Annotated in this window: 24 protein-coding genes; 9 read left to right on the top strand and 15 right to left on the bottom strand. The window is 39.4% G+C overall.

The window, feature by feature from the left end; translation table 11 throughout:
• Positions 1-3: 3 nt before the first annotated feature.
• The 4 genes from ACYIAR_RS15865 to ACYIAR_RS15850 all read right to left on the bottom strand — a co-directional run bounded on the left by ACYIAR_RS15865 (position 4) and on the right by ACYIAR_RS15850 (position 2,913).
• Positions 4-738: a hypothetical protein gene (locus ACYIAR_RS15865; protein ID WP_480331072.1), complete on the bottom strand. Its 735-nt coding sequence runs from the start codon at positions 736-738 to the stop codon at positions 4-6.
• A gap of 27 nt (positions 739-765) precedes the next feature.
• A complete protein-coding gene (locus ACYIAR_RS15860) occupies positions 766-1,698 on the bottom strand; it encodes a relaxase/mobilization nuclease domain-containing protein (RefSeq protein ID WP_480333681.1) in 933 nt (310 codons plus the stop codon).
• Positions 1,695-2,060, bottom strand: a complete 366-nt coding sequence (locus tag ACYIAR_RS15855) for a plasmid mobilization protein (RefSeq protein ID WP_480331070.1) — start codon at positions 2,058-2,060, stop codon at positions 1,695-1,697. The genes ACYIAR_RS15860 and ACYIAR_RS15855 overlap by 4 nt, the downstream gene beginning before the upstream one ends.
• Before the next feature lie 325 nt (positions 2,061-2,385).
• Entirely contained in the window at positions 2,386-2,913 is a 528-nt protein-coding gene (locus ACYIAR_RS15850; RefSeq protein WP_480331068.1) for a DUF3408 domain-containing protein, read from the bottom strand.
• 278 nt (positions 2,914-3,191) lie between these two features.
• On the opposite strand from ACYIAR_RS15850, the gene ACYIAR_RS15845 reads away from it, so the two are divergent.
• From ACYIAR_RS15845 to ACYIAR_RS15830, 4 genes are all read left to right on the top strand, one after another.
• Positions 3,192-3,317: a hypothetical protein gene (locus tag ACYIAR_RS15845; protein WP_480331066.1), complete on the top strand. Its 126-nt coding sequence runs from the start codon at positions 3,192-3,194 to the stop codon at positions 3,315-3,317.
• Positions 3,318-3,652: 335 nt separating this feature from the next.
• Positions 3,653-3,967, top strand: coding sequence for a helix-turn-helix domain-containing protein (locus tag ACYIAR_RS15840; RefSeq protein ID WP_015531180.1), 315 nt, complete (start codon positions 3,653-3,655; stop codon positions 3,965-3,967).
• A gap of 29 nt (positions 3,968-3,996) precedes the next feature.
• On the top strand, positions 3,997-4,308 hold the full coding sequence (locus ACYIAR_RS15835; RefSeq protein ID WP_480331063.1) for a helix-turn-helix domain-containing protein: 312 nt from the start codon (positions 3,997-3,999) through the stop codon (positions 4,306-4,308).
• A gap of 75 nt (positions 4,309-4,383) precedes the next feature.
• Positions 4,384-4,614, top strand: coding sequence for a hypothetical protein (locus tag ACYIAR_RS15830; protein WP_217298653.1), 231 nt, complete (start codon positions 4,384-4,386; stop codon positions 4,612-4,614).
• A 369-nt stretch (positions 4,615-4,983) separates the two neighbouring features.
• On the opposite strand, the gene ACYIAR_RS15825 is transcribed toward ACYIAR_RS15830, so the two are convergent.
• The 8 genes from ACYIAR_RS15825 to ACYIAR_RS15790 form a co-directional block, all read right to left on the bottom strand.
• Entirely contained in the window at positions 4,984-6,126 is a 1,143-nt protein-coding gene (locus ACYIAR_RS15825; protein WP_480331061.1) for an OmpA family protein, read from the bottom strand.
• Between the two features lie 176 nt (positions 6,127-6,302).
• Entirely contained in the window at positions 6,303-7,178 is an 876-nt protein-coding gene (gene rfbA, locus ACYIAR_RS15820) for a glucose-1-phosphate thymidylyltransferase RfbA (RefSeq protein WP_480331059.1), read from the bottom strand.
• Between the two features lie 65 nt (positions 7,179-7,243).
• Positions 7,244-7,753, bottom strand: a complete 510-nt coding sequence (locus tag ACYIAR_RS15815) for a methylated-DNA--[protein]-cysteine S-methyltransferase (RefSeq protein ID WP_480331057.1) — start codon at positions 7,751-7,753, stop codon at positions 7,244-7,246.
• A gap of 20 nt (positions 7,754-7,773) precedes the next feature.
• Positions 7,774-8,397, bottom strand: coding sequence for an HAD family hydrolase (locus ACYIAR_RS15810; RefSeq protein WP_480331055.1), 624 nt, complete (start codon positions 8,395-8,397; stop codon positions 7,774-7,776).
• Between the two features lie 17 nt (positions 8,398-8,414).
• Positions 8,415-9,761, bottom strand: a complete 1,347-nt coding sequence (locus ACYIAR_RS15805; protein ID WP_480331053.1) for an ABC transporter substrate-binding protein — start codon at positions 9,759-9,761, stop codon at positions 8,415-8,417.
• 3 nt (positions 9,762-9,764) lie between these two features.
• The gene (locus ACYIAR_RS15800; protein ID WP_480331051.1) at positions 9,765-10,556 is read right to left on the bottom strand and encodes an ABC transporter permease; all 792 of its coding nucleotides are present in this window, start codon (positions 10,554-10,556) and stop codon (positions 9,765-9,767) included.
• Positions 10,556-11,284, bottom strand: coding sequence for an ABC transporter permease (locus ACYIAR_RS15795; protein ID WP_480331049.1), 729 nt, complete (start codon positions 11,282-11,284; stop codon positions 10,556-10,558). The genes ACYIAR_RS15800 and ACYIAR_RS15795 overlap by 1 nt, the downstream gene beginning before the upstream one ends.
• An 85-nt stretch (positions 11,285-11,369) precedes the next feature.
• The gene (locus ACYIAR_RS15790) at positions 11,370-12,752 is read right to left on the bottom strand and encodes a polyamine ABC transporter ATP-binding protein (protein ID WP_480331046.1); all 1,383 of its coding nucleotides are present in this window, start codon (positions 12,750-12,752) and stop codon (positions 11,370-11,372) included.
• 862 nt (positions 12,753-13,614) lie between these two features.
• Between ACYIAR_RS15790 and ACYIAR_RS15785 the strand changes: the two genes are divergently transcribed.
• The 4 genes from ACYIAR_RS15785 to ACYIAR_RS15770 all read left to right on the top strand — a co-directional run bounded on the left by ACYIAR_RS15785 (position 13,615) and on the right by ACYIAR_RS15770 (position 19,944).
• On the top strand, positions 13,615-15,702 hold the full coding sequence (locus ACYIAR_RS15785) for a DNA topoisomerase 3 (protein WP_480331044.1): 2,088 nt from the start codon (positions 13,615-13,617) through the stop codon (positions 15,700-15,702).
• Between the two features lie 46 nt (positions 15,703-15,748).
• Entirely contained in the window at positions 15,749-16,255 is a 507-nt protein-coding gene (locus tag ACYIAR_RS15780; protein WP_480331042.1) for an NUDIX hydrolase, read from the top strand.
• A gap of 251 nt (positions 16,256-16,506) precedes the next feature.
• Positions 16,507-18,558, top strand: a complete 2,052-nt coding sequence (gene htpG, locus ACYIAR_RS15775; RefSeq protein ID WP_480331040.1) for a molecular chaperone HtpG — start codon at positions 16,507-16,509, stop codon at positions 18,556-18,558.
• A 129-nt stretch (positions 18,559-18,687) separates the two neighbouring features.
• Complete coding sequence (locus ACYIAR_RS15770; protein ID WP_480331039.1) at positions 18,688-19,944, top strand: CobW family GTP-binding protein; 1,257 nt, start codon at positions 18,688-18,690, stop codon at positions 19,942-19,944.
• Between the two features lie 85 nt (positions 19,945-20,029).
• Here the strand turns inward: ACYIAR_RS15770 and ACYIAR_RS15765 are convergent, their stop codons facing one another.
• The 3 genes from ACYIAR_RS15765 to rplU all read right to left on the bottom strand — a co-directional run bounded on the left by ACYIAR_RS15765 (position 20,030) and on the right by rplU (position 22,526).
• Positions 20,030-21,592, bottom strand: a complete 1,563-nt coding sequence (locus ACYIAR_RS15765) for a peptide MFS transporter (protein ID WP_480331037.1) — start codon at positions 21,590-21,592, stop codon at positions 20,030-20,032.
• Between the two features lie 331 nt (positions 21,593-21,923).
• Positions 21,924-22,184 (bottom strand): 50S ribosomal protein L27, encoded by a 261-nt coding sequence (gene rpmA / locus ACYIAR_RS15760; RefSeq protein ID WP_480331035.1) that lies wholly within the window; start codon positions 22,182-22,184, stop codon positions 21,924-21,926.
• Positions 22,185-22,208: 24 nt separating this feature from the next.
• Positions 22,209-22,526, bottom strand: coding sequence for a 50S ribosomal protein L21 (gene rplU, locus ACYIAR_RS15755; protein WP_480331033.1), 318 nt, complete (start codon positions 22,524-22,526; stop codon positions 22,209-22,211).
• A 263-nt stretch (positions 22,527-22,789) separates the two neighbouring features.
• On the opposite strand from rplU, the gene ACYIAR_RS15750 reads away from it, so the two are divergent.
• The gene (locus tag ACYIAR_RS15750) at positions 22,790-25,108 is read left to right on the top strand and encodes a carboxypeptidase-like regulatory domain-containing protein (protein WP_480331031.1); all 2,319 of its coding nucleotides are present in this window, start codon (positions 22,790-22,792) and stop codon (positions 25,106-25,108) included.
• Positions 25,109-25,292: the final 184 nt, after the last annotated feature.

The raw sequence follows: 25,292 nt of genomic DNA, 5'->3' as shown, positions 1-25,292 counted from the left end.
CAATCAGGGTTTTGATTTATTTTGTTTAACCTTACTATTATCCTGCTTGTTCTTGATGGATTTGGCTTTGCTCTCCTGTTCCTTTGCAGCTTGCTCTTTTAGGCGTGCTTGCTCGGCGAGGGTGGCTTGTTTGCGCACAGCCTCTTCGTAGTTCTCCACATCTTCACGCATCTGCTCAATTGCTTCGGTATTGCGGTTGAGTTCAAAGATGTCCTCCAATGTAACTATCTGCTCAGCCGAAGCATCGCCTTTCATCTTGATGTAACGGTATTTGAGGGCATCATCATCCCTTTGAACATTTGGTCTTGACAGGTGATATACTGCTGATACTCCTGCTGCCATAAGGAAGATAATTATTGATAGGAGAATCCAAGATTCCTTTGTGTAAAGAGCAAACGAGTGTCGTTTCTCGTCAATGTTGTGCTTTACCTTTATTTCATCCATCTTGTCGATAGCATCTGTTAGCTGTTGTTTTACACCCTCAAAGTCGGGTTGCTCCTGCTCACTGATGCCATCCATTCGCTTGTTTATCTTGCTAAATTCATTGACAACAAAGCCTGCAAGTTTATTGGTTTTAGAATCATAATACTCTTTGTTTTCTCTGTTCCCATTCTCGATTAACTCCTTAATGGGTGTCAAATCTACATTGGCATTAACTGTTTGTTCTGGTCGTTGGCTTTTGCTGATTGTCAGCAACTCCTCCAACATTGCGATAATGATTGAATTATTTTCTTGCATATTGTTCTGTTTTTAAGTGATTAATGATTAGAGTTTGAATCCTCTTGTTCTCTTTTTCTTAGGCTTCTGCTGCATCAAACGGCGGAAATCTGCCTCTTCCTGGCTATCCATATCGGGCGAAGATGTGAAGTCCAACAAGCCTAATGAACCGTTGATAAGTTCCGATTCCTTGTTCTCGAAATGGCTTATCTGCATATGATGCGGTTCATATTGTCGCTGATATTCCGCTTGATTGTGACTATTCAGTGCCTTATCAATCTTTGAATAACTGAAACTGCGGTCTATCTTCGAGCCGTTGAAGTGGTAGCCATTCTTGGTAAAGATGATACCTTGCACCTCATTGGTGTTACCCTTATACTTGAAGCGGACATCTATGCCTTCGGCTTTCAACCGCTTCAACAGTGTAGTCCAATCCGAACATCTTGCAACTTCCCGTTTGAGAACTTGGTATATCTCGTAACGAGTTTTGTCAGGCTCTTTCAGTCGGTGCGCTTTTACCTGTTCCTTACCGTTTGCGAAGTATAGCCCGTATTTGCGTGTCAGCTCCTTGCAGATGCGTTCACTGCGGTAACGGTCGTTCTTGTCGCTGATGGTTCTGCCGTTATTATCCACACGATTAAAGGCAATATGAACGTGAGGATGTTCCTTATCATAGTGTCGACCGATGATATATTGCGTATCACGAATGCCCATCTTCTCCATATATTCTCGGCTTATCTGAATCATAAGTTCATCCGTTAAGCGTGGTAAATCCTGCTTCGAGAAGCTGAGCGATAAATGTCCAATGAACTTATCCACTCGTGGATTAAGCCTCGATTGAGCGATGAAACTTTTGGCTATCGTACTGTTATCATTGAACAATACACCTTGACAATCTATAAGCATGGCTTGTTTCTTCTTATCAAGAATATAATCTACAATCCCTCTGGCTCCAGAGCCTTTTACAATCTTCGCCATCATAGGCTGATATGATCTATTATGTTTTCCATTGACAGCAATAGGTGTTGGCATTGCCCATAGTGCAGCCTTACGCCTTCCCGATGTGCCTTGCGTGTAAGCTGATTGAGGTTGTTTGCCATACCGCATAACTTGCGGATATAGTCCGCTTGTTCGGTGGTAAGGCGTGCCTTGATATGGCAATCACGGATAGCCATTCTTACAATCTCACTTGCCGAGACTCCTGCATTCTTGGCTTTAAGTTTCATAGCATAGTACTCTTCGGTAGCCATCTTTACCGTTATGCGGTACTTGCGTTTCTCGGACAACTTCTTCTTTGGTCGTCCTCCTTTGTTGGATGTCTTGTTATTGATACTTCGTTTCATACGATTTCTGATTTTGAAAATGATACATACATTGTTTACTTGATAGACCAACGGGATGTCTTCTTCTGCGACCTTCGGGAGTGGAAGCAAGTGGTTTTGGTCTGCCCAAAACATAAACTTGCTTCCCTTCTAACCGAAGGTCAATTAATTTTGAGTGCCTCAAAATGAAATACCGTTGGGATTGTTCTTAATTGAATGGAAATAAGATGTTGTAAACAGGTTTTTATAGTCCTTCATAGTGTGGATACTTACCTTTTCATTATCCCGACTTTGTGGTGATATATCACAAGCAAGTAAACAATTGGGCAAGCACACAAACCATTGATTACATCCCTTTCCAATGCTCGAAGTCCTCGGCATAGAGTTCAATGTGATGGCGAACGATGTTCTCCAATAGTCCTGACATACTCATTCGATCCTCACCGATTTTGCAGGCGAACTTATCGAGCATCTTACGCAACTTACCACTGATGAATACCGGTTTGCGGTCTTCAATCTTATAAGGTCGCATAAAGGTGCTACGGTACTCCTCCAACGAGAGCTTGCGTTGTTTGCTGCTCACTCGGCGTTGGATGGGTGGTGTAGGTGGCTGTTCCTCGGCATTAACAATAGGTGAAATCTCTGTAGCCACCTCTGCAACGGAAGACGCTGCTTCCGTTTGGGCTTGTTTTGCTACTGACGGTAGAGGCTCTGGCAGAATGTCGTCAATGGATGATCCTACAGATTCCATTGTTTGCAAATTCTCCATATCTGAGCTATTACCCTTATCACTCCTGTAAAAAGACCTTGTAGTCATTTGGTCGATAATTTCTTGACACTGTTCTTGTGTCAACTCAACTTGTTTTTTCTTCATACTTATCACTTTTTGAATGTTCAACATATGGTCTTTGTGCACAATCTTGACCTTTTATCTGCTGCAAAGAAAATGTGCATACAATTCTACTACAACTAATTAGGTCTATGTAGGCAATTATGAATTGTATTGCTTTTCGGGGTGATTTATAAGCGGTGCTGATTGCATAATTCTTCCCAAGTTGAACGGGTAATTATGGATTAGGACGAAATGCTTAATTGAGGAAATTAAGGGCTTAAATACGATAGCGGATAGACGGACAGCCGAAGTGTCGAGAGTTGGTCTATACTACTATTATAGAATTAGCGACTATCCGTTTCGACTGTTCGGAGCAGAAGTTTGGCAGACGGATAGGTATCGGTCTGACAAACGACAATGCAGCGGACAAAATCCGAGACGGATAATCGCTTGGGGATATTCTTATATAATATTGGTTACAATGTGATGTATGCTTAAAGATGTATCATCATATACATCTAAAAATGCCACGAACTGTGCCACATACTGCAACAGCCTCACCATATGATTGAGGTGTGATTACTTATCTCTTTCTTTGCCCTCAGAAAACGAAACTGCGTATGAGAACAGAGGCTATCTCAATGACTGATTATCGTGTCTATGATGAAAGGATATGACAAGCAATGACACCCATTGTTAGTGCCATTGAAGTATGAAAATCTCTTCCTTATTTAGCAGTGCGAAACAAGAAAACAAGTGAAATAATATAAAACAAAAGCGTATGGATTTAATCATTTTTGAGAGAAAGGCATTCGAGGAATTTGCCACGAAGATTGAGCAGTTCATTCTGCGAGTATCGAACTCACCCGTTGTAAAGAACGGAAAGAAAAAGACAAACAATTGGCTCGACCATCAGGATGTTTGTCAAAGATTGAAGATAAGCAAGCGTACATTGCAGACCTTGCGGGATAATGGTACGCTTGCCTATACCAAAATCGGCAACCGCACGTACTACCTGCCCGAAGATGTAGAAAGCATTGTAACGAAGGTGGAGGACAGACGAAAAGAAGCCAAATGGAAAGGGCGAGAAATCTAATCAATGTATAACAAAAAACCATTTGAACTATGTATCAAGAGATGCGAACCAAAGACGATGCGTGGATGCAGTCCATTCACGAGAGTATCGACCAGCTATCGGAAATTCTCGATAGTATGCCAAAAGATGGTGCAAACTTACAAAACGATGATGAGTATCTATGCGACAAGGAGGTGGCGTATATGCTTAAAGTCAGCCGAAGGACATTGAGCGAATACCGAAGCAATGGCACATTGCCTTACTATGTTCTCGGTGGAAAAGTTCTGTACAAGCGAAGTGAGATTGAGCAGGCATTGAAACGGGAGTACAACGGCAAGTACCTAATGAATAACAGCGGATAAGCACTCTATATTTTTGGAGGGAGTGAAATTTACCGCTTGCCCTATATTCATCTGTTGCAAAATAATAGTGCCCCTATGGATAGAAACAAGAACAGCATACAAATGGGTTATCAATGTAAGAACCCTTTTGTATGCTGTCTGTTTATCTTTATCTACATTTTCGTCAGTCGTTCATTTCCGTTGCCGTCTGCATTTCTGAGTACAGACATTGAAAGGGGAAAGGTTTTCGGGCTGAATACTCTCCGCAGGAGGAAGATTCAGACCGAAACGGCTTGCCGCCCCGACCTTTCAACTTTCAAGGGCTGATGTACTACCTTCGCAGACGAGCAAAGGAAAGGGGCGAATGACGGAATCGGGAAACTCATATATCGCAGATTGATGATAGACCAATTTCAAATATTACCCTGAACAATGAAAAATGCACCGTCCTTTTGCTCGTTCATAAAAAAGTTGTACCTTTGTTCCAAGATGAGTTGTACATCAATGCAAATCACGCAAGTATGTAGAAATCAGAACAGTTGCCAACTCATTACCTCGTTCTTGAACTTTCCGCATAAACTTTTTATTCTTAGCGGATTATGAGATTATTCCAAAAATAACAATTATATTACAAAAATAAGAGGCTGCATCAAATTATGCAGCCTCTTATATCGGTATTCAAAAAATATACAAACATTAATTGTTAGCTCTCATGATAACAACACGGTTCCAGTTGTTTTCATCATATGGCTGTTCATCACAACCCTTCCATTCTACAGAAATCTGGTCTGAAGAAATACCATATTTTTCCATCAATTCTTTAGCAACGGCTTTCGCACGTTTTTCAGAAAGCTTCATATTGTAATCAGCCTTACCAGTTTTCTTATCTGCATAACCAATAACTTTGATAGGAGTATTGTTTTCCTTCATATACTCTGCAGTGTTATAGATATTGATCTGCTGATTCTTATCAATCTTAGAACTATTGATACGGAAGAATACAATATTATCAATTACATTATTAACAACTTCAGTAACTGTTTCCTTACATTCTGGACAAGATTCTGGACGTTTGCTCAATTCGTCATTTTCAGCACGCAATGTGTTGATCTGATTGTTCAAGTCGTTCAACAAAGCATAATCCATTGGTTCCAATACTTCGAAATCAGTCTTACCAAGTTTAAAGTTCAAACCGGCACTAACCTGAGCAATACCATCTGTCAAGTGATACATTGAAACACGGTTAAATTCTTCATTCAACAAAGAACCCTGAGCTTCCAAAGTAATATCAACACGTTTACTCAAACGGAATGCCATCAAGATACCTGCATTCAATGTAGGAGATTCAGTTCTTGGACGTTCAAATGCTTCTGATGTTTCGAAACGCTGAGCATAACCAAAACCGACCCAAGGAATCAAACGGAATACTTTCTTTTCATTATATGGAGCCCAGAAGTTTGTAACATCCCATAACAAATCTACATGTGCTGCAAAATATTTGTTATGCTGCATATAAGCTTCCTCTCCTTCAAATCCGTGCAAAATACCTCCATTAAACTGAGTACGGAATCCTAAATAAGGATTGAACCACTTACCGAAAGACAACTGTGGAGCAAAATTCAAACGGTTTCCAAAATCTGCATTTCCATTCTGGTCACCCAACAAAATGCTTGCACCGCCTGCAACAGATATAAACCAGTTATCTTTTGCTTTATTCTTCTTAAAATTTGTTTTGTATCCTTTTTCGGTACTAAAACCAACCTGAGGCTGGAATTCCTGGGCAGATACACTAACGATACACCCTGACAACAATGCTAAAAGTAATGCTTTGATTTTCATATAACTTAAAATTTAAATAACAATTTCATATATTAATGAACCATATTTACGGGACAAAAATACATTCCTTTTGCTATTAAAACAAACACAAATCAATTTTGTTCAAAAAAAACGAAAAAAAACATGATAAAAAATAGAAGATTTCTACATTTTTTAGAACATACAAGATCTAACCATCACTTTACCAATAACTTCAGCAAATATTGACCATATTGATTTTTAGACAAAGGTTTTGCTAGTTTTTCTAACTTTTCTGAATTAATCCATCCTTTATTATAAGCTATTTCTTCCAAACAAGCCACTTTCAAGCCTTGTCTTTTCTCTATAACCTCAATAAAAGTAGAAGCCTCAGACAATGAATCATGTGTTCCTGTATCCAACCAGGCAAAACCTCTTCCCAAAAGTTGTACTTTCAATGATGACATTGCCAAATATTCCTGATTAACTGTCGTTATTTCCAATTCTCCCCTTTCTGAAGGTTTGATATTCTTGGCAATTTCAACAACACTGTTCGGATAAAAATATAATCCTACCACAGCATAGTTTGATTTAGGAGCCTTTGGCTTTTCTTCGATGCTCAAGACATTTCCTTCTGAATCAAATTCAGCAACTCCATATCTCTCCGGATCTGTCACATAATACCCGAAGACTGTGGCCTTACCTTCTTCCTCAACTATCCTTACGCTATTTTCAAGCATTGAAGTAAAACTTTGTCCATAAAAGATATTATCTCCTAAAACCAGACATACAGAGTCTTTACCTATAAACTCTTCACCTATAATAAAAGCCTGGGCCAAACCATCAGGCGAAGGCTGTTCTGCATATTCAAACTTAACACCAAAATCAGAACCATCACCTAGAAGACGTTTGAAACCTGGTAAATCCTGAGGTGTTGATATAATCAGAATTTCTCTTATACCAGCCAACATAAGCACTGATATAGGATAATAAATCATAGGCTTATCAAAAATTGGCAACAATTGCTTTGATACTCCTTTGGTAATTGGATACAATCTTGTTCCAGAACCACCGGCTAACACTATACCTTTCATATTTATTATATTTTTATTAATGTAGACGAGATTATATAACCTTAGTCAACTCATCTACTTATAAACTATTTCAAAAAAGATTTTTCCAAATCCAACAAATATGACTTACGCCATAAACCTCCTGCATATCCTGTCAAATTGTCTTTTGCACCAACAACACGATGACACGGAACTATTATTGATATGGGATTATGTCCAACCGCACCACCCACAGCTCTAGCCATATTTCCTGCAAATGGTTTACCATATATAGAAGAAGCCAACTCTGAATATGTAACAACTTTCCCATACGGAATCGTTTCTAGAGCTTTCCATACCTTCACCCTAAAATCTGTACCATCTAAAAACAAAGGGAAATCTATTTCCGGGGAATCACCAGAGAAATACATATCCAACCATTGTATAACTTTTTTTGTTACAGGGGACAGTTTCAATAATGATTCACGTCCTAAATTAGAAGCATAATACTTTTGGCCCTCAAACCAAAGACCTTGTAAAGCTTCATTTTTAAAGGACAATAATATCTTTCCTATTGGAGATTCATAAAAGTAATGATGTTCTTTGGCGGCAAGCATATCTACAATAATATATATTATTATAGGTTTTCAAACACATGAGACCAGTCCTCATCAGCTTCCGGTGTATATGTCCTTATACCCAATTTCTCCGCTGCACGGCAATTGACCAAAGCATCATCCAAAAATAGAGTTTCTTCAGCTTTCATTCCCGCATCTTCCAATACGTACTGGAAAATCTCTAGATCCGGCTTCTGCATATGTAGCTTATAAGATAAATAAATACGATCAAAAAAGTCCTCAGCCTTATGGTTATGATAAACAAAGCTATTCTTCTCTGCCCATTCCCAATGCAGTATATTTGTATTACTCAACAAACAGATATGGTATTTTTCTCTTAACTTAAGGAGTAAATCCAACTTATAATCCGCTATTTCACCAAGCATAGATATCCATGCATTATCAATTTCCTCGTCTGTAATTTCCTTAGTAGTCAGACGACGGATACCTGCACGAAATGCAGCAGTTGAAATATTCCCTAATTCCAACTGCATATACAGCTCCTTATGCTGATATGACGGAGACATCATATTTTCCCAAATACTGGAAACTCCCAGATTTTTGAATGCCTCAATCCATCTGTTACGAGTTATATTTATCAATACTCCTCCGAAATCAAAGATTACATTACGAATCTCTCCCATAATAGTACCTCCTAAAATTACCACTTGCGACGGCGACGATGACGTTTCTTCTGTTTGTATCTTATATATTTTTTATATACAGACCATACAAACAAAACACCGAATACAGCAAATATAAGAATAAGTATTCCAATATTCAAATTATCTCCCTTAACATGACTCCACATTTCAAGTACATATTCTGTGTCGCTGCCAAAATCACGTATCATTGCACAACGTTCCACAACAGACTTGTCCGGATATAGAGCAGGATTAACATTTGCACTATCAGCTCCCGGTATATTACCAAAGAAATATGTAAGATCACATTTTTCTGTAAAAGAAGTATCAATACCTGCTTCAAGTATTTCTTCAGATGCTATGGCACTCACATATCCAGTCGCATCCATATTGCGCATTGCAATATCAGGACGGCACAGGAAATTCATAAAATAACTTGCTGCCTTTATATTTCTTGCATACTTTGGAATAGCCCATCCATCATACCATATATTACTACCTTCTGAGGGTACAATATATGCCAAATCCACATTTACAGAAGCTGCTTCCTCAATTGACCATACAGCATCTCCACTCCATGTAAAATTAAGCCAAGCTTTTTCCTTGGTCATCATTTCCTTTCCGAAGTCCGTTTCCCATCCGGCAATATTAGGCTTCATATCTTTCAGATATTTTTCAGCTAAATCCACAGCTTCATGGGAATTGTTATTCATTATATCTTCAACAGAAATTCTTCCCTCTTTCAGAGATTTAGCATTAGCATAAATAACAGCCGTGCCAAAAGCATCCCTATAGCTGTCTTTCATCAGAATCTTACCTTTGTAGCGAGGATTCCACAAGCAGCTCCAACTTGAAACATCTTCCTTTGTTACATATTTTTCGTTATACAATATACCGGCAGTTCCCCACATATACGCAATGGCATAATCTGTAGTTTTCATTCCTGGCTGGCTTAGCTTATTCAACTGCATCTGTATAAACGGAGAAATATTTCCTATATAATCCGGTGTCGAACCAAAATTTCTGTCAATTGGCAAAAGCAGATTCTTCTTAAGCATTCGTTCGATAATATATTCCGAAGGACATATAAGATCGAAATCCTCATGTCCACGCTCAATTTTCGTAAGCATTATCTCGTTGATATCAAACACTTGATATATTATCCTGATATCTTCACCTGTCTGTTCTTTGTACCATACTTTGAAATCATCCAAAACACTTTCATCAATATAATCTGCCCAATTATATATTTTAAGTATTTTGCTCCTCTCCTCGTCACTTCTATGACAGGAAACGCTCAGCATAACCAATGCCAACAGAGACAATACTAATCCTAACTTAATTCTTAACTGTCCGAACAACATATATCAATGTATTTGCTTCGCCTTATCAGCACGTTTGTTAATAATAATGAGTAACAACAAAACGACAACGAAAATCAGTGTCGACAAAGGACGCAACTCCGGAGTCAGACCTCCCTTTCTTGCATCTGCATATATAAAGGTTGACAATGTTTCAAGTCCTTCATTTCCGATAGTAAATATAGTTATCGCAAAATCATCTATTGAAAGAGTCAGAGCAAGTATAAATCCGCTTATCATACCAGGCTTGATTTCAGGAAGTATCACCTTCCAGAATGCCTGCAAAGGTGTCGCACCCAAATCAAGAGCAGCTTCATAAATATTCGGATTCATCTGTTTCAAACGAGGCATAACACTTAACACCACGTATGGAGTACAGAAAGTTATATGTGCCAGTGTAACAGTTGTAAATCCTTGAGAAACTCCCAGACTTACAAAAAGTAGGAACAAAGATATACCGGTAATTATTTCCGAATTCAGAATTGGAATACTGTTCATAAAAGATACCGTTTGACGTGCACGGTTACGTAAATTAAATATTCCCACTGCTGCCAGACTTCCCAATATTGTAGACACAACAGATGCAATCAATGCTATCGCAAACGTATTCCATATCGCACTCAACAAAGAATGCTGCACACTTCCCGAAAATAAAGACTCGTATAGCTTTAACGAAAAGCCTGTCCAGTTTCCCAACACTTTGGCTTCAGTAAATGAGAAAATCATTATTATCAATATTGGTGCATACAAGAAAGCCAGCAGTATCCACAAATAAATTTTTGACAGAACACGTATCATCACAACAAGCCTCCTTCATTATCCTTGCTTCCATCGCCCGATGTCAGCAAGCTTGTTATACCTATAAGCAGCAACATTATCAACGACAAAGCCGCTCCATAATTCCACATTCCATTGTTTATGTTTTCCTGGATAGTTGTTCCGAAAAGTTTGATATTATTCATCGTAAGCAATTCGGCAATTGCAAAAGTGGAAACAGTAGGCATGAAAACCATCATTATACCACTCGCAATACCAGGCATTGACAAAGGAAGAACAACCTTCACAAAAACCTGTATTGGTGTTGCCCCAAGATCCTGTGCAGCCTCAATAAGGCTTCGGTCCATTTTCTGCAGCGTATTATATATAGGATACATCATAAAAGGCAGGAAGTTATACACCATACCAAACAATAGCGCTCCTTCTCCCAACGGTATTTTCAGGAAATCAAACAATGCTACCGTAGCGAGTGTCCTGATCAGGATATTCACCCACATAGGCAAAATGAACAACATAACAATCGTTCGCGACGAATCAAGTTTCGACCGGCTTAATATCCATGCTGCCGGATAACTGAGCAACAGGCATATTATTGTTGTAAGCAAAGCTATTCCAACGGAATAGACAAATGTGTTTATTGCCTCCGGATGAATAAAGAATTTCCGGAAATTGGCAAACGAAAACAGCCCATCATTATCTGTAAAGGCATAATAAACAATCAAAAGCAATGGCGTTACAACAAATATCATTAAAAATATCAGATATGGGATAACCCAGTTGCGCCGTCTCGACAACAATAACGATAAATTACCGATCACTTCCTTTCCTTTTAAATTATAACTTAACTATACGAATATTCTCTGGAGCTATTGAAATACCTACATGATCTCCATTATCCCAAACATCATTGGTATTTACATAGATATCTTCATCCCAATCTGTAAGAACTGTAAGATGATAATGATTTCCTTTATAAAGAATGAACTTGACTTCTCCTGTCAGACTTCCGTCATCTTCATTGTCTTCAAGAACTACATCATCAAAATCAACCTCAACCTTGACATCAGTACCTCCCGGAAGACCATGATCCGGCTTACATTCAAATGTACAACCAAGGAATTCTACATGATTATCATCAACAATCTTTCCTTCGAAAGTATTACACAGACGTTCCTTCTTCATTACATGAATATCTACCGGTTTTATACGCAAGCCCACTTTCTGACCTACATCATACGAGTGATAATCCTGAACCATAAATTCATACCCCTCAGGAGTCTGAACCATCATCTCGAAATGCACACCTTTGAATATGCATGACGACACAATACCTGAAAGCATAGCTGCATCAGAATAGTCGAATATATATATATCCTCCGGACGCACAACTATATCCACCGGAACATCGGTTCCAAAACCTTCATCAACACATTCAAATTCTTTTCCTGCGAACGACACTTTCTTGTCTTCAATCATAGTCCCGTTCAATATATTGCTCTCGCCAATAAAATCCGCGACAAAAGAATTTACAGGCTCATTGTATATATCCATAGGAGCGCCAATCTGCTGGATTTTTCCTTCGCTCATCACCACGATAGTATCGCTCAGCGTCAGTGCCTCTTCCTGGTCGTGAGTCACATAAACGAAAGTAATACCCAAGGTCTTATGCATTTCCTTAAGTTCCATCTGCATATCCTTGCGCATCTTAAGGTCCAATGCAGCCAAAGGTTCATCAAGGAGCAGAACTTCCGGCTCATTAACAATAGCACGAGCTATGGCAACTCGCTGCTGCTGGCCTCCGGACAGAGAATCAACATCTCTGTATTCATAGTCCGTCAGGCCCACCATCTTAAGAGCCTGTTTCACTTTCTTTTCAATCACAGCCTTCGGTACTTTCTTCAATTTAAGTCCAAATGCTATATTGTTATATACATTCAAATGCGGAAACAATGCATACTTTTGAAAAACAGTATTTACAGGGCGCAAATGTGGCGGAGTCTGTGTTATATCTTTTCCTGAAATATATATTTCTCCACTGGTTGATGTCTGAAATCCGGCTATAAGGCGGAGCAAAGTTGTCTTTCCACAACCCGAAGGTCCCAATATTGTAACAAACTCTCCTTTGCGGATGAATAAATTTACATCATTCAGCACAATCTTGTCCCCAAAACTTTTAGAAACATTCTCTACTCTGATAATGTAGTCGGAATCTTGCATTTTTATTCATTTTTTATAAACTTCTGCAAAGGTATAAAAAACACAAAGACGACAAAAGAGAGAGACACGGAGTTTTTATCTATATTCTGACAAATATTTATTCTTAATATTTATGTTCGCAAGAATTTTTTCCAGACAAAACATACAATTACTTCCGAATCAAACAAGATTTTCTTCCGAAAGGAAATTGAATTGCTTTCGGAAGAAAATTCATTTACTTACGGAAGAAATTTACAGTATGAAAAATAACAAAAACGTGGTATGCCATTATGGCATTTAAACTTTATGAGATTCGATTTTTTCAATATATATTAAAGGTGATTCAAAATTACGGCACTCTCATGAAGTTTAAAAAAAACATCTTGAAAGTTAAACTAAACAAATACTTACACAAATAATATTTACATTAGATTCATTTCATATGAAGCGGAAATAATGTAAAAATATTTTCCTTAATCTATACAAAATAATATTTTGATTTTGACTATAAAATCTGTCGTTTCTGATGAAAAAAACCTATTTTTCATAGTAAATTAAGCTTTCAAAACATTGTTTTTACTTTTAAAGAGCAACTGCTAAAAAAATGATCACAATGACATTAAGTAACGATTACAATCCTGCAATGAAATCATTTAGAAGACACAGAGCAAAGATTGTAATATTTACCCAGAGTCATTACAATCATTTGTTTATACAATCAGAATAAAAGGTATTTTTATACCTATATTCAACATTAAAACTATGATCCTTAAAGAAAAATGCTAAGTTCAACATGTCATTTTGGCATACAAATTACATCAGTGGAGTTAGTCTTATTTTCTCAATATTTTCCGTACCTTTGTACCTCGAAAAATAATAATGTATGAAAGTTTGTATTGCCGAAAAACCTAGTGTGGCGAGGGAAATTGCTGAAGTGCTTGGTGCAACCAAGAAGATGAAAGGATATATTGAAGGGAACGGATACCAGGTGACCTGGACTTTCGGGCATTTATGCACTCTGAAGGAACCTCATGACTATGCTCAGGAATGGAAACGCTGGACTTTGTCTTCTCTCCCGATGATTCCTCCCCGCTTCGGTATCAAGCTGATAAGTAATCCTACATATGAAGAACAGTTTGCCACGATTGAAAGCCTTATCAAGGATGCGGAGATGGTGATAAACTGCGGTGATGCCGGCCAGGAAGGAGAACTCATACAAAGATGGGTGATGCAAAAGGCCGGATGCAAATGTCCGGTTTACAGATTGTGGATTTCATCACTGACCGAAGAGGCTATCCGTGAAGGTTTCCAGCAACTGAAAGAGCAGAGCGACTTCACTAAACTGTATGAGGCAGGACTTTCAAGGGCTATTGGCGACTGGCTTCTGGGAATGAATGCAACCAGACTTTATACTTTGCGCTACGGACAGAACAAGCAGGTGTTGTCCATCGGAAGGGTGCAGACTCCTACGCTTGCTCTGATTGTGAACCGACAGGCAGAGATTGATAATTTCGTTCCAGAACCTTATTGGGAATTGAAAACAGTGTATAGAGACACTATCTTTTCTGCCACTAAAGGAAAATTCACAAAGAAAGAGGAAGGTGAAGCTTTTCTTGAAACCGTTTCCAACTCGGATTTTACCGTAACGGATATCAGCGAAAAGAAAGGGAAAGAATATGCTCCCCGACTTTTCGACCTTACTTCGCTGCAGGTGGAATGTAACAAAAAATTCGCATTCACTGCAGACGACACGCTGAAACTGATTCAATCGCTGTATGAAAAGAAGGTAACTACTTATCCGCGTGTGGACACTACTTTCCTGAGTGATGATATATATCCGAAAGTACCAAAAACTTTGAGTGGTCTTGTGGATTATACGGCACTTACGGCTCCGCTTCAGGGCATAAAACTTCCGAAATCGAAAAGGGTTTTCGACAATTCAAAGGTGACTGATCACCATGCCATAATTCCTACGGGTGTGCCGGCAAGAAATCTCACAGACCAGGAAAGGAAGGTTTACGACCTTGTGGCACGACGTTTCATTGCGGCATTTTATCCGGATTGCGACATAGCAACTACAACGGTGCTCGGGAAAGTGGAAGATATAGAATTCAAAGTGACCGGAAAACAAATACTAAAGCCGGGATGGAGAGTTGTTTTCGGCACTGAGCAGAAAGACTCGGATACGGAATCTGCCGACGAAGAAAAGGTTCTTCCGGTATTTACCGTTGGAGAATACGGACCTCACAATCCTGTGCTGGGCGAAAAATGGACCCAACCACCAAAGCCATATACAGAAGCTACATTGCTGAGAGCTATGGAAACAGCAGGAAAACTGGTGGACAACGATGAGCTGCGGGATGCACTGAAAGAAAACGGAATCGGACGTCCTTCAACCAGGGCTGCTATAATCGAAACTCTTTTCAAACGTAATTATATAAGGAAAGAGAGAAAGAATTTGTTTCCGACTTCGACAGGAAAAGAGCTTATCGGAACAATCAATGAAGAATTGCTGAAAAGCGCTGAGCTGACAGGTTTGTGGGAAAAGAAACTCCGACAAATCGAGAAAGGCACTTATGAAGCGAAGACATTCCTGGATGAATTGAAGGAAATGGTAAACCAGGTGGTGATAAATGTTCTTTCCGACAATTCCGGACGTTCCATAACTATCGAGGATGTAAAAGAGGAGAAAAAAGACAACAAGAAAGAGGCTAAGAAAAAAGAATCTGCCTCCGACGGTGAGAATGCTGAAAAGAAGCCTCGCAAGCCAAGGGCTAAAAAGGAGAAACCTCTGCTCTGCCCTGTCTGCGGCAAAGGTTCCATTTTAAGAGGGAAAACGGCATACGGTTGCTCGGAATATAAGAACGGATGTAATTTCCGCATGAATTATGACACTTATGGCGAAGGCTTGAGTGATGCGGAATTGGCAAAGATTATTAAGAACATCAGAGTTGACAAAGGGACAAATTGACAAGGTAACTCTGTGTTGGAGATTTTCAATTCAAAAAATATAAATTATGTCACAAGAATATTTTCCTCTCGTAAACGAAGAGGGCAAAACAATAGGGAAAGCGACACGCAAGGAATGTCACAGCGGAAGCAAGATGCTGCATCCAGTGGTGCATTTGCACATTTTCAACGACAACGGAGATTTGTATCTTCAGAAGCGTTCAATGCGTAAAGACATACAACCGGGGAAATGGGACACTGCCGTTGGCGGGCATATTGACTATGGAGAAAGTGTGGAAGAAGCATTACGCCGGGAAGTGCGCGAGGAGCTTGGTGTGACGGACTTCTCTCCTATCATGATTACTTCATACATATTTGAATCTGCTATTGAGAAGGAACTGGTGAATACATTCCGCACGGTGTATAACGGCCCATTCAACCCTGATCCGGAAGAACTGGACGGCGGCAGATTCTGGGCTATAGACGAAATATTGGAATCAATCGGAAAAGGTATTTTCACTCCTAACTTTGAGAACGAGTTTCAGTCAATAGTTCTTCCGGCTATAAGGAAATAAATTCTGCCTTTTTTTCAGTTGTCTGCCGCTAAGCATTAACAGCGAAAGACAAATTACGACTTTTTGTCATATCTCCATATCCTAATAACTAAAAATGGAGATATGGCATTTTTTTTGTAAGATATGTTACCGGTTATTCATAACAACACATAGCGACAAAAAAGGAACTGGATAGTTGAATAATAAATCTGTGTTCCCTGTATCTATGCGTTGGAAAACTCAAAAACATAAAAACTCAAAAACTCAAACATATGAATAAGTCAGGTAACATTGGGGTAACAAGTGAAAACATATTCCCTATTATCAAGAAATTCTTATACAGCGATCACGAAATTTTCCTTCGTGAATTGGTTTCAAACGCAGTTGACGCAACACAGAAACTTAAGACATTGTCTTCTGTAGGCGAATTCAAAGGCGAATTGGGTGATTTGACAGTAAGAGTAAAATTCGACGAAAATACTATTACTATTTCCGACCGTGGTATTGGTATGACTGCCGAGGAAATTGACAAATATATCAACCAGATTGCATTCTCTGGAGCAGAAGAATTCGTGAAGAAATACAAGAACGATGCCGCTTCAATTATCGGTCACTTTGGTCTTGGTTTCTATTCTTCATTTATGGTTTCAAAGAAGGTTGAAATCATTACAAAATCATACAAGGAAGGTGCAGTTGCAATGAAGTGGAGCTGCGACGGTTCTCCTGAATATACAATGGAAGAAACTGAAAAGGCAGACCGTGGTACTGATATCATCCTTTATATCGATGACGAAAACAAGGACTTCCTAAGCAAAGAAAAGCTTGGCGGACTGTTGACTAAGTATTGCCGTTTCTTGCCTGTTGCAATTGCTTTCGGTAAAAAGCAGGAATGGAAAGACGGTAAGTATGTTGATACAGACGAAGACAATATCATCAACGATACAACTCCGGCTTGGGTGCGCAAACCTTCGGAACTGAAAGAAGAAGACTATAAGAAGTTCTATCAGGATTTGTATCCGATGTCTGAAGAACCTTTGTTCTGGATTCACCTGAATGTTGACTATCCGTTCAATCTGACCGGTATTCTTTATTTCCCAAGAATAAAGAGCAACATTGACTTGCACCGCAACAAGATACAGTTGTATTGCAACCAGGTTTTCGTTACTGATTCTGTTGAAGGTATCGTTCCAGAATTCCTTACTTTACTTCATGGTGTGATTGATTCTCCGGATATTCCATTGAATGTTTCACGTTCATATTTGCAGAGCGACCAGAATGTCAAGAAAATCTCAAGCCACATTACAAAGAAAGTAGCAGACAGATTGGAAGAAATTTTCAAAGCTGACCGCAAGCAGTTCGAAGAAAAATGGGATTATCTGAAACTGTTCATCCAGTATGGTATGCTTACAGAAGAGAAATTCTATGACAGAGCTGCAAAATTTGCTTTGGTGAAAGATGTTGAAGACAAGTATTTCACATTCGAAGAATACAAGACTCTTATTAAAGATAACCAGACTGACAAGGATGGAAATCTGATATATCTGTACACAACTAACAAGGACGAACAATACAGCTATATTCAGGCTGCTAAGGACAAAGGTTATAGCGTGCTTCTGATGAACGGACAGCTGGATGTTCACGTAATCGGACAGTTGGAGCAGAAATGGGAAAAGAGCCGTTTCGTTCGCGTGGACAGCGATATCATCGACAAGCTTATCGCTAAGGAAAACGTAGCTGAAGTGGAACTTGCCGACGAACAGAAGAACGCATTGCAGGAAATATTCAAGAGCCAGATGCCTAAGTTGGAAAAGGCTGAGTTTATGGTAACTCTTGAAGCTTTGGGCGAAAACGCAAATCCTGTGGTTCTTACTCAGAGCGAATATATGCGCCGTATGAGAGAAATGTCTGCTATGCAACCGGGTATGTCGTTCTACGGAGAAATGCCAGACAGCTACAACTTGGTTGTAAACACTCAGCATCCTTTGGTTAAGGAAATCCTTGCAGGTGAAGAAACTGCTTGTTCAGAAAAACTTCAGCCTATACTTGCTGACTTGAAAGGCTGGAAAGCTCGTCAGTCTGACTTGCGTGAAGCTCAGAGCAAGAAGAAGGAAGAAGAAATCACTGAAGCTGAAAAAGAAGATGTGACTAACACAAACAAGAAAATCGCTGAACTGCGTGTTGAATGCAACAAGATTATCGCTGAATATGCTGCAGGCAACAACAAAGTAAGCCAGCTTATCGACCTTGCTTTGCTTAGCAACGGTATGTTGAAAGGCGAAGCTTTGAGCAACTTCATCAGAAGAAGCGTTCAGCTTATCGGATAATGAATAAAATATATAATCCGGAATAGACATCAACGCTGCGACTCCGCAAACACTGATTCTGTGTTTTGGTTTCGCAGCGTTCTTTTTTATAATTAAATTTGCATAGACATAACATTAAAAATAAATCATATGAGCATAAAGGAAGTTCCGGTTCTGTTGCTGACCGGATATTTAGGAAGCGGAAAAACAACGCTTGTTAACAGAATCCTTACCAATAAAAAAGGTATAAAATTTGCCGTAATCGTAAATGATATCGGCGAAGTGAATATTGATGCCGAACTTATCCAGAAAGGTGGTGTTGTCGGCAAGAAGGAAGAGAATCTGGTTGCCCTACAAAACGGATGTATCTGCTGTACGCTTAAGACTGATTTGATTGAGCAACTTTTTGAGCTTATGAAAACGGAAAGATTCGATTATATCGTAATCGAGGCGAGCGGTATTTGCGAGCCGGAACCAATCGCGCAGACTATCTGCTCAATCCCGAAACTTGGCGGCGCTTACACAAAATACGGCATTTGCAGACTCGACAATATTGTGACCGTTGTGGACGCTTTGCGTATGCAGAGCGAATTCTCTTGCGCAGAAAAGCTTACTGACAGAAATCCAAATGAAGACGACATTGAGAATCTGATTATACAGCAGATTGAGTTCTGCAATACTATTGTGCTCAACAAAGTTTCTGAGGTGAGCGGCGATGAATTGCAAAGGATAAAGAATATTATCCGTGCCTTGCAACCTGCGGCAAGAATCCTGGAATGCGATTATGCAGAAATAGAGCTTGACAACATCATAAACACAAGATTGTTCAACTTCGAGCGCGTGGCAACTTCAGCAGGATGGATAAAAGAAATAGAAAAGCAGATTCCAGAAGAAGAGGAAGAAGATGAAGAATTTGATGAACACGAGCATCATCACGAACATGATCATGAACATCACCATCATCATGACGACGAGAACTGTCCGCACTGCAACTGCCATCATCACCATCATCATCACGGCGAAGGCGAAGGCGAAGCTGAGGAATATGGCATCAGCACTTTCGTATATTACCGCCGTCAGCCTCTCGACCTTAATAAGTTCGACAGATTTATTGCCACAAAATGGCCTGCTAGCGTAATCCGTGCAAAAGGTATATGCTATTTCAAGAACAATCCGGATATGTCGTTCCTGTTCGAACAGGCAGGAATTCAGAAATCTCTATCACAAGCCGGACTCTGGTATGCAACTTATCCGGAAGAGGAAATCAGGGCTCTTATGATGCGTGAACCTGGTTTGCTGCGTGACTGGGACGATGAATATGGTGACCGAATGCAGAAAATAGTATTTATCGGTCAGAATATGGATAAGGAAGGAATTATCAGGGAATTGGATAATTGTTTGGGATAAGAGACTAGAAACAAGTTAACAAGTTGACAAGGAAAGAACATTATATCCTCTTGTTCCCTTGTCAACTCGTCAACTTGTCCCCTATTTAACTGTCAATCTCTTTCGCCAATTTACCCGAAATCAAAAACAGAACAACTGAGGCAGCACCGCTCATTAACACGAAAAGAAAGAAAAAGTCGAACAAGTTGCTTACTGTGTAACCAAGGAACGCTTTCTCCACTCCTTCTTCAGGATAATAACCGCTCAACAATCCAGCCAGTTTGTTGGCTGCTGAAGTACTGAGATACCAAACTCCCATAAGTAACGACGAGAATCGTGCCGGAGACAATCTATACACCAACGACAAACCTATCGGAGCAAGGCACAACTCTCCCATCGTATGGATGAAATAAAGACTTGTCAGCCACATTATGCTCACCTTCATTCCCGGCTCAACACCTTTCACGCCAAACGCTATAAGCAAATATCCCATAGAAAGAAGAAACAAACCTATTGCCTGTTTCATTGGAGATGAAGGTTCAATGTTGTGTTTGTTCAAGAAAGACCATAATGAAGCAAACACCGGAGCAAGCAACACAATAAACACAGCTCCGAAAGACTGGAAATAAGAAGCCGGCATTTCCCAACCCCAAATCATACGGTCGGTTTGTTCGTCAGCAAAGAATGTGAGCGAAGCTCCTGCCTGCTCATACGCTGCCCAGAAAAATATAACAAAGAAAGCCAGAATAAATATAATTCCTATCTGCTTCTTCTCACGGCAAGTCAGAGACTTATCCGTAATTATGACGGACGGAACCATTATAATTGTCGCATATATTATTGAGCCAATCCAATCTGCTCCCGAGAAATATCCGACTGTATTATCTGAAAGAGATTCCCAATTAAAAGAAAAAAACAAAACAAGAAAAACAGAAATCAATATAGAAAGGATAATTCGTCCATCAACTTTAATCGAAGCGGAATTCCGTTTTTCATTCTTCTTCTCTTCAGAAGCTTTTTTCTCAACCGGCATACCAATTGGAGTTCCGTTTGGCATGCAAAGACATCTGTCCTTATAATACTGAAACACTGCTGCTCCGATAAGCATACCGATACAAGCAGACAAGAAGCCCCATTTGAAATCTTCGGGATTTCCAGTATTTCCTACCAATCCGCACCACAGAGGAGCAATTGTGGCTCCGAGATTAACGCCCATATAAAAAATGGTAAATGCAGAATCCTTTCTCTTGTCGCCGGCTTCATACAAATCTCCTACCATTGTTGAAATATTGGGTTTGAAAAATCCGTTTCCAAGTATAAGAACTCCCAATCCACAAAACATTAGCCATTTGGCAAGTTCCACATTATGATAATAGCAGGCACTCAAATACATAAAGAACTGCCCAAGAGCCATCATCAGCGAACCGACCAGAATGGAACGCCTGTTTCCCCAATATCTGTCGGCTATATATCCGCCAAGTAAAGGTGTAAGATAAACTAAACCAGTGTAGCTTCCGTATATTTCGGAAGAATATTCCTTGTCGAGAAGCAAAGCCTGCGTCATATACAGAACAAACAACGCACGCATTCCATAATAACTGAAACGCTCCCACATTTCAGTCACAAACAATAGATAAAGGCCTTTAGGATGACCATTAAGTGTATTCATACTATCAGAAATTAAGGTGTATATGTATGCTGCACATACAAAATATTATTTACTTCATTCCAAATATACAAAAAACTCACAAAATACACTTATATCACTTCAATTTAACACAATTTCTATTTATAGAATTATCTGTAAAAATACATCCGAACCCACAAATCCGTGGGGCAATATATAATTGAACGCGGGACCGAACCTACGTCAAGATGCTTCCGTATATATTTTCAAAGCAATTATGTGGCAAAAAAACGACTAACAGCTAATGTTTGGACACAAAAAAAGGAGACCTTAAAAGATCTCCTTCATTTTATAACTTGAACCAATTCCTTGATTAAGCTTCTGCAACTTTAACAGAAACAAAAGAACGGTTTTCTTTACCTCTGCGGAAAGTTACTACACCATCAACCAAAGCATACAAAGTATGATCTTTACCCATACCTACGTTTTCACCTGGATGATGAACTGTACCTCTCTGACGAACGATGATATTACCAGCCTTAGCTACTTCACCACCGAACAACTTAACACCTAATCGTTTGCTTTCTGATTCACGGCCGTTCTTAGAACTACCAACACCTTTCTTATGTGCCATTTTCTTTTACTCCTTTTTTAAATGTTAAGCAACAACTTCTTTAACTACAACTTCTGTGAACTGCTGACGGTGACCGTTCAATTTACGATAACCTTTTCTTCTCTTTTTGTGGAAGATCAACACCTTCTCACCTTTTACCAAGTGAGAACGTACTTCACATACTACTTTCGCACCTTCTACTACAGGAGCACCTACTTTAACTTCACCGTTGTTGTCAACCAACAAAACTTTGTCGAATTCTACAACTGCACCGTTTTCAGCGTTCTGAATGTGGTGAACGAATAATCTTTTACCTTGTTCAGCTTTGAACTGTTGTCCGTTAATTTCTACAACTACGTACATCTGTCTTATAATATTTAAACAGTTAGGTCCCGAGGGTGGATACATTCTTTGCATCGCTTTTCTACCCTCCGCGGAAAAATCGTGTGCAAAGGTATCAATTTCACTTGAATAAAACAAATTACTATAAGACTTTTTTCTGTTTTTTATATTAGTTCCTTTTCTTTTTCTGCTTTGCAAATTTAATGAAGAAGGATATTCCTAAATATTTTGTAACAAAAATACACACTCTGCGTCTATAAAAGAAAACAAAGACTAAAATAAACATGAAAAAGACATTGATAACATTATGCATTGCGACTAGCTTAAGTGCGCACGCTCAGCATATAAAAATTAAGGGAACAATCATTGACGAAAAGAAACAACCTATAGAGTTTGTAAATATTTCGCTGGGAGACGAAAACTCAAAATTAATAACAGGAACAACTTCCGGCAGCAATGGTGCTTTTGAAATCAGCGGATTGAAATCCGGAAATTATAAACTGACAATTTCCAGCGTCGGTTACAAAACGGAAGAGCTGTGGCTTAACGGAACTACTGATTCCCGAAATCTCGGCAGCATCCAACTCGTAGAAGACGCTCTTTCACTGGACGGAGTAACAGTCACCGCCTCAGCTCAACGAAGCGAAGTGGACAGAAAAATCGTTTATCCTTCCGAACGACAGACCAAGGCTTCGGCAAACGGAGTGGAATTGTTGCAACAAATGATGTTGCCACGAGTACAGGTTGACCCGGTGAACAATACTATTAAGATTCCCGGCGACGGTGAAGTGCAGATGAGAATCAACGGTGTGAAAGTGTCCGTCCAGGAAATACATGCTTTACGTCCCGATGAAATCATACGAATCGAATATCACGACAATCCGGGACTGAGATACGGAAACGCTGAAATCGTCCTTGACTACATAGTACGTCGTCCGGAAACGGGTGGAAACTTTGGTCTTGACATAATGCAGTCTCCTCATGTAAGTTGGGGTAATTATCAGGGGAATATAAAAATCAATCATAAAAAATCTGAATTCTCTGCTAATTATTGGGGCGGTCCGCGTGATTTCTACGGAAGCTACAGAGATAACTTCGAGGATTTCAACCTTGGAAACGGATATGAACTGCACAGATATGAGAAAGGTGTTCCTTCACACTGGAAACTGATGCAGCAGTGGTTCAACGTTGCCTACAATTTGCAGGACAACAACAAATACCAACTCAATATTGCTCTTAATTATTCCGGAAACAATATTCCTATTTCACGATATAAAGGAGTGTTGACAAACAGACTTGACGAAACGGATTATGTGGATATGCTCGACGAAACCAAATCGCATTATCATAATCCTTCGCTCGATATTTATTATCAAAGGAATCTGAAGAAAGAACAGACTTTGATATTCAACGTGGTTGGTACATATAATAAATCTTTCTCAGACCGTCTGTATGTAGAAAGCAAAGGAGACGACAAACTGACCGACATACAAAACATTGTTTACGGTAACAAATATTCCATCATTGGAGAAGGAATATATGAAAAGAAACTTGCAAACGGTAAAAGAATCGGTGCAGGAATCAGACATACACATTCTTTCTCGAACAACGACTACATCAACGGTCATAATTACAACACCAAGATGCAGCAAGGAAGCACATATGTATATGGTGAGTTCCGTGGTAAAATGAACAAGCTCGACTATATTCTCGGTGTTGGTGGCACACGTTCGTTCTATCGCCAGGAAGGCAGCACGGATACATATCAGTATTACACATTCAATCCTAAGTTAACGCTCAAATATACTTTTACGGACAGAAGTTATTTACGCCTTCGTTCGTCAATAAACAATGAGATGCCATCGCTGGGAAATCTAAGCGCCATTGACCAGGTGATAGATTCATTGCAGATTCAACAGGGAAATCCTTATCTGGAATCATATCTTAATTACACAGAGATTCTGGATGCTGAATGGTCAAAAGGTATTTTCTATGCTTACATGAACTTTACATATAATTATAAGCCAAATGCTATAATGGACGAGAAATATGTGGAAGGTAATAAAATCATACAGACATGGGACAACCAGAAAAGCTGGCACCGTATTGCCCCAATGATGCAGCTGCGCGTCGGTCCTGTTGCCAATATTCTGCAATTCTCCCTCAGTGGCGGATTGAACCATTTCATCAGCAACGGTAACACATACAACCACAGATATTCAAACTGGTGGCTCGACGGCAGTGTGTCTGCAATGTGGAAAAACTTTACATTCGTATATCAGATAATGACAAATCAGAACTGGTTCAGCGGCGAAACATTGAGCGGCGGCGAGAATGCTCAAATAATAATGCTTAATTATAAATGGAAAGACTTCAGATTCGGCGCCGGGATGATCAATCCGTTCACCGACGATTTCAAAGTTGAATCTGAAAACTGGAACAAATATGCCTCAAGTAAAAAACGGCAATATTTCAAAGAAAGCGCCCAAATGGGATTTATCACTCTTAGTTATAACTTCTCATTTGGAAGAAGCTACAAGTCCGGCGACAAGAAGCTGAACAATAAGGATTCCGATTCCGGAATTATGCAGACTGGCAAATAAAGCCATTTTTAATTTTGAATGTTATAACTATTTAAATTATCTTTGCATCGATTTGTGTTAGAAATGCTAATCAATTTTACATATTCATAGCTCAATCGCCTCTGAATCACCACCTCGGAAATGAACGAGCTATCACGACACGCGTTGAGGAGTCCGTATATGGCGCAGACTTCTCGCTTAGTGT

The sequence above is a fragment of the Parabacteroides sp. KHUB-01 genome (assembly GCF_056640935.1).
This window is presented reverse-complemented; position numbering and strand designations above follow the sequence as displayed.

Excerpts from the sequence above, each read along its gene's own strand:
- ACYIAR_RS15750 (WP_480331031.1), top strand. The coding sequence starts at position 22,790 with ATGAAAAAGACATTGATAACATTATGCATTGCGACTAGCTTAAGTGCG.
- ACYIAR_RS15780 (WP_480331042.1), top strand. The coding sequence starts at position 15,749 with ATGTCACAAGAATATTTTCCTCTCGTAAACGAAGAGGGCAAAACAATA.
- ACYIAR_RS15765 (WP_480331037.1), bottom strand. The coding sequence starts at position 21,592 with ATGAATACACTTAATGGTCATCCTAAAGGCCTTTATCTATTGTTTGTG.
- ACYIAR_RS15855 (WP_480331070.1), bottom strand. The coding sequence starts at position 2,060 with ATGAAACGAAGTATCAATAACAAGACATCCAACAAAGGAGGACGACCA.
- ACYIAR_RS15810 (WP_480331055.1), bottom strand. The coding sequence starts at position 8,397 with ATGGGAGAGATTCGTAATGTAATCTTTGATTTCGGAGGAGTATTGATA.
- rfbA (WP_480331059.1), bottom strand. The coding sequence starts at position 7,178 with ATGAAAGGTATAGTGTTAGCCGGTGGTTCTGGAACAAGATTGTATCCA.
- ACYIAR_RS15830 (WP_217298653.1), top strand. The coding sequence starts at position 4,384 with ATGGATAGAAACAAGAACAGCATACAAATGGGTTATCAATGTAAGAAC.
- ACYIAR_RS15770 (WP_480331039.1), top strand. The coding sequence starts at position 18,688 with ATGAGCATAAAGGAAGTTCCGGTTCTGTTGCTGACCGGATATTTAGGA.
- ACYIAR_RS15850 (WP_480331068.1), bottom strand. The coding sequence starts at position 2,913 with ATGAAGAAAAAACAAGTTGAGTTGACACAAGAACAGTGTCAAGAAATT.
- ACYIAR_RS15860 (WP_480333681.1), bottom strand. The coding sequence starts at position 1,698 with ATGATGGCGAAGATTGTAAAAGGCTCTGGAGCCAGAGGGATTGTAGAT.
- ACYIAR_RS15785 (WP_480331044.1), top strand. The coding sequence starts at position 13,615 with ATGAAAGTTTGTATTGCCGAAAAACCTAGTGTGGCGAGGGAAATTGCT.
- htpG (WP_480331040.1), top strand. The coding sequence starts at position 16,507 with ATGAATAAGTCAGGTAACATTGGGGTAACAAGTGAAAACATATTCCCT.
- rplU (WP_480331033.1), bottom strand. The coding sequence starts at position 22,526 with ATGTACGTAGTTGTAGAAATTAACGGACAACAGTTCAAAGCTGAACAA.
- ACYIAR_RS15840 (WP_015531180.1), top strand. The coding sequence starts at position 3,653 with ATGGATTTAATCATTTTTGAGAGAAAGGCATTCGAGGAATTTGCCACG.
- ACYIAR_RS15865 (WP_480331072.1), bottom strand. The coding sequence starts at position 738 with ATGCAAGAAAATAATTCAATCATTATCGCAATGTTGGAGGAGTTGCTG.
- ACYIAR_RS15815 (WP_480331057.1), bottom strand. The coding sequence starts at position 7,753 with ATGCTTGCCGCCAAAGAACATCATTACTTTTATGAATCTCCAATAGGA.
- ACYIAR_RS15825 (WP_480331061.1), bottom strand. The coding sequence starts at position 6,126 with ATGAAAATCAAAGCATTACTTTTAGCATTGTTGTCAGGGTGTATCGTT.
- ACYIAR_RS15795 (WP_480331049.1), bottom strand. The coding sequence starts at position 11,284 with ATGATATTTGTTGTAACGCCATTGCTTTTGATTGTTTATTATGCCTTT.
- ACYIAR_RS15805 (WP_480331053.1), bottom strand. The coding sequence starts at position 9,761 with ATGTTGTTCGGACAGTTAAGAATTAAGTTAGGATTAGTATTGTCTCTG.
- ACYIAR_RS15835 (WP_480331063.1), top strand. The coding sequence starts at position 3,997 with ATGTATCAAGAGATGCGAACCAAAGACGATGCGTGGATGCAGTCCATT.
- rpmA (WP_480331035.1), bottom strand. The coding sequence starts at position 22,184 with ATGGCACATAAGAAAGGTGTTGGTAGTTCTAAGAACGGCCGTGAATCA.
- ACYIAR_RS15790 (WP_480331046.1), bottom strand. The coding sequence starts at position 12,752 with ATGCAAGATTCCGACTACATTATCAGAGTAGAGAATGTTTCTAAAAGT.
- ACYIAR_RS15800 (WP_480331051.1), bottom strand. The coding sequence starts at position 10,556 with ATGATACGTGTTCTGTCAAAAATTTATTTGTGGATACTGCTGGCTTTC.